Below are 14,169 nucleotides of genomic sequence, written 5' to 3' on the forward strand. Positions count from 1 at the left end.
GTCCTGCTTACTTGTGAACCAGGGTCCTATGGGTATGAATTGACATTAAAATACCGAATCCGGCCAGTAGGGTTACACTGGAGGTGCCTCCAAAGCTCACCAACGGTAAGGGGACGCCTACTACGGGTAATAACCCGCTCACCATACCAATATTGACAAAGACATAAACAAAAAAGGTTAATGTAATGCTACCTGCCACAAGGCGTCCGTATGTGGATGGCGCACTTAGTGCGATAAATAAACCTCTGCCAACAATGAGCAGATAAAGCAGCAGGATAGCGCAGACACCAACCAGCCCCAGTTCTTCAGCTAAGACTGCAATAATAAAGTCTGTATGCCGTTCTGGCAGAAATTCCAGCTGAGATTGGGTGCCCTCCAGCCAGCCCTTGCCGTAGATACCACCTGAGCCAATAGCCGTTTTTGACTGAATAATATTCCAGCCTGCTCCTAATGGGTCGCTTTCTGGGTTTAAAAAAGTGAGTACCCGCTGACGCTGATAGTCACGCATCACATACCAGAGTGCTGGTAAGGCAGCGATACCTAAGGCAACAAAACCACCAATAAGTTTCCAGCTTAATCCTGCCAGTAGAACAACAAAGAGGCCTGCTGCAGCAACCAGTAGCGAGGTACCTAAGTCTGGTTGCTTTGCGATCATTAGGACAGGTAAGGTCAGAATGACTGCGGAAACCAAGAGGTGTTTCCATCCCGGAGGTAATGGGCGGTGTGCTAGATACCAAGCCACCATCATCGGCATGGCTAATTTCATAACTTCTGAGGGCTGGAAACGGAACAGGCCAGGTATCGCCAGCCAGCGTTGTGCCCCCTTGGCTCCTACACCGATCAATAGTACGCCGATCAGTAAGGCTGCACCGCCAAGATAGAATACAGGTGACCAGCGTTGTAACATGCGTGGGTCAAGCTGAGCGATGATAAACATTACAATTAAGGCAAAAGCAAAGCGAACCCCTTGTCTTTGCACTTCATGTATGCTTTCGCCAGCTGCGCTATAAAGCACAAACAAACCACCGCCAATCAGCAGGAGCAAACCGCTTAGCAGCCAGAAGTCCAAATGAATACGTTCAAACCAGCCGACAGGACGGCGAAAAGCATGGGTGGCATCAGGCAATTGATGCATGAAATCCTGAGTGCTCATGGCGTGGTTTCCTGTTGTTCCTTACCTTGGGCCAGACGCTCCGGTGTTAAATAAGCATCGAGAATCATACGGGCAATCGGGGCTGCTACACCGCTGCCGCTGCCAGCATTTTCTACGACAACGGCCAAAGCAATTTGGGGGTTTTCTAAAGGTGCAAAGCCAACAAATAAGGCATGGTCTCTGTGGCGTTCTGCCAGTTTAGATGCATCATATTTCTCGTTTTGCTTGATGCCTTTTACCTGGGCTGTTCCTGTTTTTCCTGCCATGGTATAGCGTATTCCGTTTGATATCTTCCGGGCGGTTCCTTCCTTACTATGAACCACGGCGACCATGGCATTAATGACCTGGTCCCAGTAGCTATCATCCGATACTTTAATATCTTTGGGGAGGCTATCAGAGGTCTTGTAAATGGGGGTGTTATCAACGCTCTCCACAATACGTGGTTGAACCCATTTTCCTCTGTTTGCTAATAGCACCATTGATGTTGCCATTTGCAGAGGGGTTGATAGCCAATACCCCTGGCCAATACCCACGCTCAGGGTCTCTCCGGGGAACCACGGTAGCTTGCGGTGGACCTTTTTCCAATCACGACTGGGCATCAGGCCGCTACTGGCCTGAGGGATATCCAATGCAGTATTAGAACCAAAACCAAACTGACTCATAAAAGGATGAATACGATCAATCCCCAGGTTATAGGCCAGGTCGTAGAAATAGGTATCGTTAGATACTACAATCGCTTTCTTCAGGTTAACCCGGCCATGGCCGACACGCTTCCAGTTTCTATACAGTCGATCATCATTTGGTAATTGGTACCAGCCCGGGTCATAAATAGAGCTGGTAGGATTAACAACCCCATGCTCAAGTCCTGCGAGCCCCATAAAGGCTTTAATCGTTGATGCAGGTGGGTATTTTCCCCGAATTGTCCGGTTAAACATCGGTAAGTCATCAGAGGTGATAAGATAGCGGTAAGTATCAGTATCAATACCGGATACAAAAAGATTAGGATCAAAACTAGGGGTGCTGACCATGGCCAGAATACCTCCGGTTTTGGGGTCAATAGCCACAAGGGCGCCACGAAAACCGCCCAGAGCCTGAGTTGCCACTTTCTGCAGCTCTGCATCCAGATGCAGCTTGAGTGATTGGCCCTGCTTGGGTAGCTCTTCTGACAGTATACTCAGTACCCGTCCCCGGGCATTGGTTTCTACTGTTTGAACACCCACCTCACCGTGTAGTTCTTTTTCATATTGACGTTCAATGCCACTCTTACCGATATAGTGAGTGCCTGAGTACTGGGAACGATCCACTTTCTCCAGATCTTTTTCACTGATTCTGGATGCATAGCCCAGTACGTGAGCGGTTAGCGGCCCATAAGGGTAGTGGCGAATCAGCTGGGCTTCGATACTGACCCCTGGCAGGCGATAACGGTTAACTGAAATACTGGCAATCTGTTTCTCATCCAGCTGGCTGAGTAACAAGGCGGCCTGAAAGGGACGGCGACGGCTGTAAGCCTGTTTGCGGATCTCTTCTGTTCTCTCTTCATCCAGCTCCAGTACGCTCGCCAGTGTATCAATCACTGCGGGTATATCTTTCGCCTGTTCACGGACAAATGTGAGGTTATAGCTGGGTAAATTTTCCGCCAGAATTCGTCCTTCCCGATCGAAGATCAGGCCTCGGGTGGGCGGCATCGCCCGCACGTGCATGCGGTTTTTATCCGAGCGGGTCGTGTAGATATCATACTGATAGACCTGCAGATAAAGCATGCGGCCTATTAGTACCAGCATCAAGAGGACTACAAAAGCAAAGGCAACAAAGACCCGCTCCCTGAACAAGCGATATTCGAGTTCAAGATTTTTGAAGGTGCGCTTTTCCGACATCCGGTCGTTACCGTAACCCTGACTGATCAATTATCTGTGGTAAGGATGGCCCTGAATGACACTCCAGGCGCGATAGATTTGTTCTGATAGCAGGATTCTAACCATAGGGTGAGGCAAGGTCAGAGGAGATAGAGACCATTGCTGGTTAGCCCTCTGTTTGCATTCATGAGCAAGGCCTTCAGGTCCGCCTACCAGTAATGCCACATCCTGCCCTGACATCTGCCAACGTTCAGCCTGTTCGGCCAGTTGCTCAGTGCTCCAGGGGTTGCCCAGTACTTCCAGGGCAACCACATGGTCTGATGGCTGGATTTTAGCCATCATCAATTCACCTTCCTTGCGAATGGCACGTTCGATATCAGCATTTTTGCCGCGGTTGCCCGGTGGAATCTCAATCAATTCCAGTGAGAACTCCCGTGGCAGGCGCTTGGCATATTCCTGATAGCCCTGCTCAACCCAGCGGGGCATTTTCGTTCCTACCGCAATCAGTTTTACCTTCAAGAAAGGGCCTCCTCGGCCTTCTCTTGTTCAGCATCTTCCGGCAGATCGCTCCATAGACGCTCCAGGTCGTAGTGTTCACGGGTATTGGGCTGCATCACATGCACCACAATATCACCGAGGTCAACCAGTACCCATTCACTGCCCTGGCCTTCAATGCCCAAGGGCTTAACGCCTTGCTCCTTCACTTTTACAATGACATTTTCTGCCAGAGAAGCAACGTGTCGGGAAGAAGTACCACTGGCAATCATCATAAAATCAGTTACGCTGGTGCTACTGGCAACGTTCAAAGTAACGATGTCATTGCCTTTCAGTTCTTCCAGCGAGTCAATTACCAGCTGCTTGAGTTGTTCAGTTTGCATAGGACCTCAGTAGTAGATTAAGCAGATGACCGACAATTGTCTTATAAGTTAGAGCGGCTTTGTAGCTTTATGTTCAAAAAAGGCTAAAAAATTACTCACTTTCGATATAAACCCTGGTTTTCCAGGTAGTTCAGGACAGACTCTGGCAATAAATAACGGGCAGATTGTCTGACTTGCAGCTGTTCGCGTATATAAGTTGCTGAGATTTCCAGCTGAGAGGGTAAACGTACCGGAATAATTTTCCCCGATACATGCTCACTCAGTGTGTGATGATCAATCTGCTGCGTTTGCCAGAGTTGATACTCAGCAGAGCTGTCATCCAGTTCAAAACCGGGGCGAGTGATTACAATCAGGTTGGCTAATTCCAGAATACGCTGCCACTGATGCCAGCGAGTAAAGGCTGCAAAGGCATCGACGCCCAGTACCCAACATAATACCGTCCCTTCCCCCAACTCCCGACGCATACTTTCCAGGGTATAGACCGAGTAAGAAGGCTGATCCAGATTAACCTCACGGGGATCAACAACCAACCCAGGTTCATTCTCCGTTGCCAACTGCAGCATCGTTAAACGTTGTTGCGAATCTGCACCGGGATGATCACGGTGCGTGGGTTGATGGCACGGCAGTAAACGCACCTCAGACAATCCTAATAGTTGCTGCAGTTCAAGTGCTGAACGTAGATGGCCATGATGCACAGGATCAAAAGTGCCTCCCATCACCGCTACCAGATTATTATTCAGTGTCGACATCGATCTTTCACAAGCTCTTTAAGTTCAGGTATGTAATACAGGTGCGCAATAAATGACGGATAAAAATAATGCCCAGATACCAAACAGTATCTGGGCACTTGGTCCAGCCGGATTTTCGTCAGTCCGCTCAACTACTGACGGATATGACCATCACCCAGTACTACGTATTTCTGTGATGTTAAGCCGTCCAGTCCCACGGGACCGCGAGCATGGATCTTATCAGTAGAGATACCGATCTCAGCACCCAGTCCATATTCAAAACCGTCGGCAAAGCGGGTGGAAGCATTTACCATCACAGAGCTGGAATCCACTTCAGCCAGGAAACGGCGGGACAGAGTGTAGCTCTCTGTCACAATGGCATCAGTATGATGTGAGCCATAACGATTGATGTGAGTAATCGCTTCATCTATACCTGCTACTACTTTAATGGATAAGATTGGAGCCAGATACTCTGTGCTCCAGTCTTCCTCCGTCGCTGCTACCGCGTTAGGCAGAAGAGCACGGGTCTTGTCACAACCGCGCAGCTCAACACCTTTTTCACCGTAGGCTTCTGCCAATGTAGGCAGGACTTCAGCAGCCACCTGTTCTGATATCAGTAGGGTTTCCATGGTGTTACAGGTGCCGTAACGGTGTGTTTTGGCGTTAACAGCGATATTAACCGCTTTTTCCAGATCCGCCTGGGCATCAATATAAACGTGACAGATACCGTCCAGGTGCTTGATCACTGGCACAGAGGCTTCACGACTGATGCGTTCGATCAGACCCTTTCCACCTCGTGGTACAATTACATCCACAAAATCAGGCATGGTGATCAGCTCACCTACCGCTGCACGATCTGTGGTTTTAATGACCTGAACCGTGCTTTCCGGCAGGCCAGCCGCTTTCAGGCCTTCAGCGAGACATTCTGCAATCGCCTGGTTGGAATGAATCGCTTCCGAGCCACCGCGCAGAACCACCGCATTACCGGACTTCAGGCATAGACTCGCGGCTTCAACCGTCACGTTTGGACGGGATTCGTAGATGATACCAATCACACCCAAAGGCACACGCATTTTACCGATCTGGATGCCGCTGGGACGGTAGTTCATATCAGTGATTTCCCCTACGGGGTCCGGCAGAGTAGCAACCTGACGCAGGCCTTCGATCATGGTATCGATCACCTTAGGTGTCAGTGCAAGACGGTCCAACAGTGCGCTTTCCAAGCCGTTTGCGCGCCCATTTTCCAGATCTTTTTCGTTAGCCAGAGCCAATTGTTCACGGGCCGCATCCAGCGCTTCTGCCGTTGCCAGCAGAGCTTTGTTCTTCAGACCGGTATCCGCTTTCGCAATTTCACGGGATGCTTCACGGGCCTGACGACCCACTTCCTGCATATATTCACTGATATTCATTATTTAAATCCTGAGCCCCTTTTTAATCTTGGTTATTGCTCATAGCACAGCGAAGTGAAGTCATTTTGATATTTTCCGTACCAAAGGACAGAAAAGGGTATCGTTTGCCTAATCCTTCTACTATTGCTGCTTTAAAGATCCCTGTGGGATCACAATTCAGGCTTAAGGGTAGTCCTCCTGAACTGCAGGCCTAAATACTACCTGAAGACGAGCTTGCACAACATACACACTTTAACAAAAGTATTTCGATCGCCCTTGGTCTGTGGCCCATTTTAGTAATGCGATCTGTACCTACCTTTCAAAGCTTTAACAGGTATAATCCCTTGAGACCTCATATCTTATATAAGCAGTGACAGGAACAGGCCGATAACGCGAATGGATAGCAAATATAAAGCCCGTTTAAATGCCAGCTATTTTCTTCTGGCGGGCATCGGTAGCCTGATATTGGGCTGGAATCATTTCTATAATGCTCTACCGGAAAATGACTTGATCCCTCCTGCTGGAGTTATCCTGGCTATTGGTGGGGTGATCTTGTTTCTGTGTGGCGCTTACAACATGTGGTTAGTTCGTCGTCCCAGCCGGGTATTGCCGTTGCTGATACTACTGGTATTTGGTGGCTTCAGTGTAGCCGGGCACTGGATCCCCTCATTGATGAGCGCCTATTGGGCCTATATTTTGCCGCTCTACTTATTTAGCCTGCTATCGTTTAAACCGGCGCTATTGCTGACGCTGACCTACGCCATCGTATTTAATCTCTCCAGTACGGTGCAGTTGGAGGGGGTGGAGCGATTGCAGGTGCTGTATCTGTTCTGGAGTGCGACCACCATCGCTTGTATCTTTATCTTTACCAGTCGTGAGCGACAACAGCATTTGCGGGCTTTGGTCAGTATCGACTCCGAAAGCGGTGCCTACAACTATCAACAACTGCAAGAGGATTTACCACGGGAACTGGCCCGTGCAGACCGGGAAAATACCAGTTTGGCAGTACTTTGTTTTCAACGGCGCAATGATCAGTCTCGCACTACTCTGAAAGACTTAAGTGATCATATCCTTCCGCAGCTACGTCCTTTTGACCGGCTCTATCGTCACAAAGATTATCTAGTGGCCTTACTGCCTTCGGCTAACTACAAAGATAGCATTCACTTTTGTGCTCGGTTTCATCGTAACCGGGCGCCAGAGATCGCTGTTGCGGCTATTTTGCCTGGTGAACATGACACCGAAGAAGAAATTTTACAGAAGAGTCAGGAGGCTATCGCTGAAGCTGTAAAGCAAGCAAATGATGCACCCATGTATCTGATCAGTGATTTTCTGGATACTACGGAAGGATTTCATAATGTTTGAGTTGAGCCCCCAAATCGCCCTGCTCAGAGAGAAGGTCACTGCAGCCCTGTATCTGTCGTTGGCTATAGTACTGGCGGTAACCGCTTGGTATAACTATCTATTGGGTTATTATGATCAAATCTTATGGCCAGCCCTAACGGCACCCTTCGTGTTAGTTCTGGCGTTGATACGCTTCTGGCAACCAGGGGATAAGGCAAACTTCATCGCTTTTCCTGTGTTGTTTTTATTGGGGTGTGTACTGCTTAATGCTGGACAGTTGAATGACCCCATGTATCGTCAATGGCTATACCTGCTACCGGTATTTATCTATTTCATTTTGCCGGTCAAACAAGCCAGTATCAGTTTACTGGCCTTTGTCCTGGTGTTTATCCTGTTTCGGAGTGATTTAACCAACGCTTTTCTTTTCTCTGAGCTGACCATCCATTGGGCGATGTTTGCTGGCATTAGCTTTATCTTTGCATTTACCCAGGAAAAGCAGACTAAAGTGCTGGAACAACTGAGTGGAAAAGACAGTACCACAGGTGCTTTTACTTCAAGCTTATTAGATAAGCGGCTTGTTGAAGAAGTTGCCCGTGCCAAAGAAACCAGGCGTCCTTTGTCTGTTCTTCAGGTTACCTTATGCGAATTGGATGATTACACCAGTCAGCATGGTGAACATGCGGCTAAGAAACTATTGAAGAAAGTCAGTCAGACCATGCAAGATAGCTGTCGTACTGGTGATGAACTCTATCGCATCAGTGAAAACACTTTGCTGCTTTTACTGCCTAATACCTCTATTAACGGCAGTCTGGTGCTCAAAGAGCGGGTTTGGCAAAAGCTATCCAGTCAGGTTGAGCTGGATAATATCACCTCAGATATTAACCTGAATCCTGCGACTTTAGAGCAAGGAGAGGATGCTGGCCGCTTCTTTAGCCGGACGCTGAAGATTCCCCAAAAACCTATAGAGCATTCGATGTAGTCGTTTTGTTTAACAGGGATTGTTTAAGTCTGCTGTTCTGAAGCTCTTTTGTCCGCAACCTACTTATCAGAAGATAGCTTATGTCCGATCACCTAAAGGGGCTAACCAGCCTGCATTTAGGGTTGCTGCTGTTTGGCGGTACCGCAATTTTTTCGCAGACCTTGCAGCTTAACGCTCTCGATCTCACTACTTGGCGCTGTCTAATCGCAGCGGCTTTACTGCTGGGCTGGCTATCATTGCGGCGTAAGTCTTTACGTTTTGATAATCGCAAAGAATGGCTAGGTATTGTCGGTTTATCTGTTTTAATGGGGCTGCACTGGGTCACCTATTTTCACTCCATGCAAATTGCGGGAGTGACCGTGGGTATGTTGGCACTGTTCACCTATCCGGTAATCACGGTATTTCTGGAGCCTGTTTTTAATAAGACCCGCCTGCAGATACGTGACTTGTTTGCAGCCTTGTTGGTCGTTGGCGGTGTGGTAATGATGACTCCATCACTCAACCCTGATGATCCTATCGCTATGGGAGTCTTCTGGGGTGTGATTTCAGCGTTGCTGTTCACTTTGCGTAACCTGACCATGAAAAAGTATTACAGCAGTCACAGCCCGGTAAAAACTATGGGCTGGCAGACACTGTTTGTCTTTATCATGTTGTTGCCGTTTAGTAGTGACGAGGTGTTATCACTGGATGCTGATCAGTGGCTCCAACTGTTATTGTTGGGCACTATCTTTACTGCTGCACCTCATACACTACTGGCCAATAGCCTACGCTTTCTGAAGGCGAGTAGTGTTAGCCTGATCTCCTGCCTGCAACCGGTTTATGGTGCGGTTTTGGCGTTTATCCTGTTGTCGGAGCAGCCAGAAGTAACCACTCTGCTAGGCGGCTGTTTGATTATCGCAGCAGCAGCTAATGAGACACTAAAGAAGAAAACTTAAGACTGGAAAAGTGTAACGATGTGACACCTGTGCGAATTGAAAGCAGCCATTCGCACAGACAGACCAAAGATTAGATGAGCATGGTCAAATTACGCCTCGCCCCATCTTGGCATCAGCTTTTGATCAAAGCCCAGCTGATCCAGAATACGGGCGACAATAAAGTCCACCATATCATTCACCGACTGCGGATTATGATAAAAGCCTGGACTGGCAGGCATAACCAGCGCGCCCATGCGTGTCAGAGTTAGCATATGCTGCAGATGCACTTCGTGGTAAGGCGCTTCCCTATGTACCAGAATCAACTGGCGACGCTCTTTTAGTGCGACATCTGCGGCACGCTCAATCAAATTATTACTGGCGGCCGTAGCAATTGCAGATAGCGTTCCAGTTGAACAAGGACACACCACCATCTTATGAGGTGCACCGGAGCCTGATGCGACGGGGGACATCCAGTTTTCCCGACCATAGACCTTGATCTGATCGTCATCCGCATGAAAGCGTTCTAACAATGCAGCCTGCAGCTTCTGACTATCCGCCGGAAACTTCTCTTCTGTTTCCGTAGCGATGACCACATGCGCAGCCTTTGAAATTAACACGGAGACTTCGCAACCCAGCGCCACCAGACACTCGATTAAACGGATACCGTACTGAGCACCCGACGCGCCCGTTAGGGCCACTGTCACTCGTTCACGGTGCGGGGGAGATAAAAGATCTTTTTTCACATCACTTCCAAATAAAACGGGGCCTCAGATCAAGCCTATAGCCCAACCATCAACCCCGAGTGCACGACAATATAAGTATACTCTGTTCAGCGTCAATCAGATCATCAATGTGCGCTCTTCTTTTGGACATGATGATTTGCACTGACTGTTATGACACTCTCTTTCCCTATATTTTACTCACTTTGAGTTTCTGGCGATTGCCATTCGGGAAAGAATCACTGTGCTGCCAGCGCATCCAACAGCTTTTGATGAATACCACCAAAGCCACCGTTACTCATCACGACAATGCGATCACTGGGCTGACTTTGCTGCACCACACGCTTGATCAAATGATCCAGGCCAGATACCAATTCCGCCGGTACCGGTGAGTTGGCGACTACGCTGCCCAGATTCCAGTTTAACCCCTCCGGCTGATACCAGAACACCTCATCGGCGTGTTGAGTACAGTTCACCAACTGATCCTGCAGAGTACCCAGACGCATGGTATTGGAGCGCGGTTCGATGACGGCTATCAAACGTCCTGGCTCTTCACTTGCCTGATCCGCATCCATCAACAGTTGACTACGAGCACCATCTAATGTGGTGTTAATCGCCGTGGGATGATGAGCAAAATCGTCATACACCCGTACACCGTTCACCTCACCACGCAGTTCCATACGCCGTTTTACATTTTGGAATTCAGATAATCCCTGCGCTGCGATTTCAGGTGTAATACCCACATGACGAGCTGCGGCAATGGCTGCCAGGGCATTGGCAACATTATGCTGACCGGACAGGGACCAGTTCACCTCGCCCACTTCTTCACCTTTAAACAACACCTTAAACCGGCTGCCATCGGCTTTTAGCAATGTGGCCTGCCAGTCATCTTCCGAGGCCACTGACGGATTAAGAGCAATGCTTTGGGAATCGGTCCAGCAGCCCATATCCAATACTTCGGAGAGTGCTTGGTTATTCTGGTGAATAATCAGGCCTTCACTGGGTACTGTGCGTACCAGGTGATGGAACTGACGCTGAATCGCATCCAGATCCGGGAAGATATCGGCATGGTCAAACTCCAGATTATTCATCACCAGTGTACGGGGTTGGTAGTGAACAAACTTGGAGCGCTTATCAAAGAAGGCGCTGTCGTATTCATCCGCTTCGATAACAAAGAAGGGCGTCTCACCGATGCGCGCCGATATGCCAAAATTTTCTGGAATACCGCCCACCAGAAAACCCGGTGCCATCTTGGCGTATTCCAGTAACCAGGCCAGCATACTAGTGGTAGTGGTTTTGCCATGGGTACCTGAGACAGCCAATACCCAGCGCCCCTGCAGCACGTGATCAGACAACCACTGCGGACCTGATGTATAGGGCAACCCCTTGTTTAAAACATATTCCACCGCCGGATTACCACGGCTCATAGCGTTACCGATAAGCACCAGATCAGGCGCTGGCTCCAGCTGCTGAGGATCAAAGCCCTGAGTAATCTCAATCCCCTGCTCCTCTAGCTGAGTACTCATGGGGGGATAAACATTGGCATCACAGCCTGTGACTTTGTGGCCCAACTCACGGGCCAACAGCGCCAGACTACCCATAAAGGTGCCACAGATGCCGAGAATATGCAGATGCATGACTACTCCTGTAAAGATGACGGCGGGAATAAAGATCGGTGCAGATTATCACGGCAGGGCAGATGCACTCAAAATATTCTCTAGCGACTAATGCCTCTGCCAGCTTGTCCCGCTATTTAATACCAAACCAGATAAGTTGTTGTAGGTCGGAAAAGCCGCAAGGCGCCTTCCGACAATCATCCGGTATCGGAGTCAGTGTCGGATGGCGCTTCGCTTATCCAACCCCTGAAATCAAGAAACTTATCGGGAACGGTATAATAGCCCCTCAGACAAAAACGGCTACCTGATTGAGGTAGCCGTATGCAGCGATAAGATAGACTCAGTCTTTTATTTCAGATCAAAGCGATCCGCATTCATCACCTTCACCCAGGCTTTGACAAAGTCCTGCACAAACTTCTCTTTATTGTCATTCTGGGCGTAAACTTCAGCGTAGGCACGTAAAATTGAGTTGGAACCAAACACCAGATCCACACGGGTTGCGGTCCATTTGGTTGCGCCACTGCTTCTATCTACAATGTTGTAAGAATTACGGCCGGTTGGCTCCCAAGTGTAGCTCATATCGGTCAGATTAACGAAGAAGTCGTTACTTAATACGCCTTCGCGATCGGTAAAAACACCATGCTTGCTATCGCCGTGGTTGGCACCCAATACCCTCAGACCACCCACCAGAACGGTCATTTCAGGTGCCGCCAGCCCCATAAGCTGAGCCCGATCCAACATCATCTCTTCCGGCATCACCGCATAATGAGCTTTCTGCCAGTTACGGAAAGCATCATGTACAGGTTCCAGCACTTCAAATGAGCTAATATCGGTCTGGGCATCGGTTGCATCACCGCGACCAGGGGCAAAAGGCACTGAGATATCGACACCCGCATCTTGCGCCGCTTTTTCCACTGCCACACTACCGGCCAGTACGATCAGGTCCGCCATGCTAACCGGTTTTCCAAAGGCGGACTGGATACCTTCCAGTGCATTCAGTACCTTCTGTAGCCGCTCCGGCTCATTGCCTTGCCAATCTTTTTGTGGCGCTAAGCGAATACGGCCACCGTTGGCTCCACCGCGATAATCGGAACCCCGGAAAGTACGGGCACTGTCCCAGGCGGTCGCCACCAGATCAGAAACGCTGAGACCTGAGGCCAGAATCTGCTGTTTTAATACGGCAATATCAGCGGCGTTAGGGATATACTCAGGCGTTGGAATCGGGTCTTGCCAGATCAGATCTTCTGCCGGTACATCTGTGCCCAGATAGCGGCTCTTAGGCCCCAGGTCGCGATGGGTCAGTTTAAACCAGGCACGGGCAAAAACATCTTCAAAGTAGGCCTGATCATCGCGGAATTTCTCAGAGATCCTGCGATACTCAGGATCGATTTTCAGCGCCATATCCGCATCGGTCATCATCGGCATACAGCGAATGGATGGATCTTCCACATCCACCGGCATATCTTCTTCAGCGATATTCACCGGCTGCCATTGGTTAGCACCCGCCGGGCTCTTGGTCAGCTCCCAGTCATATTTGAACAGCAGCTCGAAGTAGCCGTTATCCCACTGGGTCGGATGACTTGTCCAGGCGCCTTCGACACCACTGGTCACCGTATCCCGGCCAATCCCCCGGGTTTTATGATTGTTCCACCCCAGCCCTTGCTCGTGGATATCCGCTCCTTCCGGCTCTGGCCCCAAGTTAGCCGCATCGCCATTGCCGTGGGCTTTACCCACCGTATGACCACCGGCGGTTAACGCCACCGTTTCCTCATCATTCATCGCCATACGCTCAAAGGTAACGCGCATATCGGCGGCTGTTTTCAGTGGATCAGGGTTACCATCAACCCCTTCTGGGTTAACATAGATCAGCCCCATCATTACTGCAGCTAACGGGTTTTCTAACTCTCTTTCACCGCTATTATCGCTGCTATAGCGACTGCCTTCACCGCCGCTAGTGGCCAGCCACTCTTTTTCAGAACCCCAGTAAGTATCTTTTTCCGGATGCCAGATATCCTCACGGCCACCGGCAAAGCCAAAGGTTTTAAAGCCCATGGATTCATAGGCCATATTACCGGCCAGTATCATAAGGTCAGCCCAGGAGAGTTTATTACCGTATTTTTGCTTGATCGGCCACAGCAGACGACGTGCTTTATCCAGGTTGCCGTTATCCGGCCAGCTATTCAGTGGCGCAAAACGCTGGTTACCTGTGTTGGCACCACCACGACCATCCGCCACCCGATAGGAACCAGCCGCATGCCAGGCCATACGGATCATCAGGCCGCCGTAATGCCCCCAATCCGCAGGCCACCAGGACTGGCTTTCGGTCATCATCGCTTTCAGGTCAGACTTTACCGCTTCCAGATCAAGGGTTTTGAAGGCTTCTGCGTAGTTAAAATCCTCACCCAAAGGATTGGTCTTGCGGTCATGTTGATGCAGGATGTCAAGATTCAGGGCATTGGGCCACCAGGCCATCACGCTATTACCCGATTCAGTGTTGGCTCCATGCATCACAGGGCATTGGCCGGATGATGTGCTGTTCTGGCTCATAATCAAATCCTTATCGCACTTTGTTAATAGATTCCCGTAACGTTAGAAGTGGT

Annotated in this window: 12 protein-coding genes; 3 read left to right on the forward strand and 9 right to left on the reverse strand. The window is 49.5% G+C overall.

The window, feature by feature from the left end; all coding sequences use genetic code 11:
- Window positions 1-7: 7 nt before the first annotated feature.
- From rodA to H579_RS0105170, 6 genes are all read right to left on the reverse strand, one after another.
- Window positions 8-1,153 carry a rod shape-determining protein RodA gene (gene rodA / locus H579_RS0105145; protein ID WP_028299797.1) on the reverse strand — a complete coding sequence of 382 codons (1,146 nt, stop codon included), beginning with the start codon at window positions 1,151-1,153 and terminating at the stop codon, window positions 8-10.
- Complete coding sequence (mrdA, locus tag H579_RS0105150) at window positions 1,150-3,027, reverse strand: penicillin-binding protein 2 (protein ID WP_028299798.1); 1,878 nt, start codon at window positions 3,025-3,027, stop codon at window positions 1,150-1,152. Before mrdA ends, rodA begins: the two co-directional genes overlap by 4 nt.
- Before the next feature lie 30 nt (window positions 3,028-3,057).
- A complete protein-coding gene (gene rlmH / locus H579_RS0105155) occupies window positions 3,058-3,525 on the reverse strand; it encodes a 23S rRNA (pseudouridine(1915)-N(3))-methyltransferase RlmH (RefSeq protein ID WP_028299799.1) in 468 nt (155 codons plus the stop codon).
- The gene (gene rsfS, locus H579_RS0105160) at window positions 3,522-3,884 is read right to left on the reverse strand and encodes a ribosome silencing factor (RefSeq protein WP_028299800.1); all 363 of its coding nucleotides are present in this window, start codon (window positions 3,882-3,884) and stop codon (window positions 3,522-3,524) included. Before rsfS ends, rlmH begins: the two co-directional genes overlap by 4 nt.
- 95 nt (window positions 3,885-3,979) lie before the next feature.
- Window positions 3,980-4,633, reverse strand: a complete 654-nt coding sequence (gene nadD, locus H579_RS0105165) for a nicotinate-nucleotide adenylyltransferase (RefSeq protein ID WP_051227319.1) — start codon at window positions 4,631-4,633, stop codon at window positions 3,980-3,982.
- A 131-nt stretch (window positions 4,634-4,764) separates the two neighbouring features.
- The gene (locus H579_RS0105170; protein WP_028299802.1) at window positions 4,765-6,021 is read right to left on the reverse strand and encodes a glutamate-5-semialdehyde dehydrogenase; all 1,257 of its coding nucleotides are present in this window, start codon (window positions 6,019-6,021) and stop codon (window positions 4,765-4,767) included.
- 375 nt (window positions 6,022-6,396) lie between these two features.
- Between H579_RS0105170 and H579_RS0105175 the strand changes: the two genes are divergently transcribed.
- The 3 genes from H579_RS0105175 to H579_RS0105185 all read left to right on the forward strand — a co-directional run bounded on the left by H579_RS0105175 (window position 6,397) and on the right by H579_RS0105185 (window position 9,255).
- Window positions 6,397-7,362, forward strand: a complete 966-nt coding sequence (locus H579_RS0105175; RefSeq protein WP_028299803.1) for a GGDEF domain-containing protein — start codon at window positions 6,397-6,399, stop codon at window positions 7,360-7,362.
- The gene (locus H579_RS0105180; RefSeq protein WP_028299804.1) at window positions 7,355-8,320 is read left to right on the forward strand and encodes a GGDEF domain-containing protein; all 966 of its coding nucleotides are present in this window, start codon (window positions 7,355-7,357) and stop codon (window positions 8,318-8,320) included. Before H579_RS0105175 ends, H579_RS0105180 begins: the two co-directional genes overlap by 8 nt.
- An 80-nt stretch (window positions 8,321-8,400) precedes the next feature.
- A complete protein-coding gene (locus tag H579_RS0105185) occupies window positions 8,401-9,255 on the forward strand; it encodes a DMT family transporter (protein ID WP_028299805.1) in 855 nt (284 codons plus the stop codon).
- 89 nt (window positions 9,256-9,344) lie between these two features.
- On the opposite strand, the gene H579_RS0105190 is transcribed toward H579_RS0105185, so the two are convergent.
- From H579_RS0105190 to katG, 3 genes are all read right to left on the reverse strand, one after another.
- Window positions 9,345-9,977 carry a flavin prenyltransferase UbiX gene (locus H579_RS0105190; RefSeq protein ID WP_028299806.1) on the reverse strand — a complete coding sequence of 211 codons (633 nt, stop codon included), beginning with the start codon at window positions 9,975-9,977 and terminating at the stop codon, window positions 9,345-9,347.
- A 215-nt stretch (window positions 9,978-10,192) separates the two neighbouring features.
- The gene (gene mpl / locus H579_RS0105195) at window positions 10,193-11,590 is read right to left on the reverse strand and encodes a UDP-N-acetylmuramate:L-alanyl-gamma-D-glutamyl-meso-diaminopimelate ligase (RefSeq protein ID WP_028299807.1); all 1,398 of its coding nucleotides are present in this window, start codon (window positions 11,588-11,590) and stop codon (window positions 10,193-10,195) included.
- Window positions 11,591-11,917: 327 nt separating this feature from the next.
- Window positions 11,918-14,116, reverse strand: coding sequence for a catalase/peroxidase HPI (katG, locus tag H579_RS0105205; protein ID WP_028299808.1), 2,199 nt, complete (start codon window positions 14,114-14,116; stop codon window positions 11,918-11,920).
- Between the last annotated feature and the right edge of the window lie 53 nt (window positions 14,117-14,169).

This window comes from Oceanospirillum beijerinckii DSM 7166 (assembly GCF_000422425.1).
GTDB lineage: Bacteria > Pseudomonadota > Gammaproteobacteria > Pseudomonadales > Halomonadaceae > Oceanospirillum > Oceanospirillum beijerinckii.

Excerpts from the sequence above, each read along its gene's own strand:
- rodA (WP_028299797.1), bottom strand. The coding sequence starts at position 1,153 with ATGAGCACTCAGGATTTCATGCATCAATTGCCTGATGCCACCCATGCT.
- mrdA (WP_028299798.1), bottom strand. The coding sequence starts at position 3,027 with ATGTCGGAAAAGCGCACCTTCAAAAATCTTGAACTCGAATATCGCTTG.
- rsfS (WP_028299800.1), bottom strand. The coding sequence starts at position 3,884 with ATGCAAACTGAACAACTCAAGCAGCTGGTAATTGACTCGCTGGAAGAA.
- nadD (WP_051227319.1), bottom strand. The coding sequence starts at position 4,633 with ATGTCGACACTGAATAATAATCTGGTAGCGGTGATGGGAGGCACTTTT.
- H579_RS0105170 (WP_028299802.1), bottom strand. The coding sequence starts at position 6,021 with ATGAATATCAGTGAATATATGCAGGAAGTGGGTCGTCAGGCCCGTGAA.
- H579_RS0105175 (WP_028299803.1), top strand. The coding sequence starts at position 6,397 with ATGGATAGCAAATATAAAGCCCGTTTAAATGCCAGCTATTTTCTTCTG.
- H579_RS0105180 (WP_028299804.1), top strand. The coding sequence starts at position 7,355 with ATGTTTGAGTTGAGCCCCCAAATCGCCCTGCTCAGAGAGAAGGTCACT.
- H579_RS0105185 (WP_028299805.1), top strand. The coding sequence starts at position 8,401 with ATGTCCGATCACCTAAAGGGGCTAACCAGCCTGCATTTAGGGTTGCTG.
- mpl (WP_028299807.1), bottom strand. The coding sequence starts at position 11,590 with ATGCATCTGCATATTCTCGGCATCTGTGGCACCTTTATGGGTAGTCTG.
- katG (WP_028299808.1), bottom strand. The coding sequence starts at position 14,116 with ATGAGCCAGAACAGCACATCATCCGGCCAATGCCCTGTGATGCATGGA.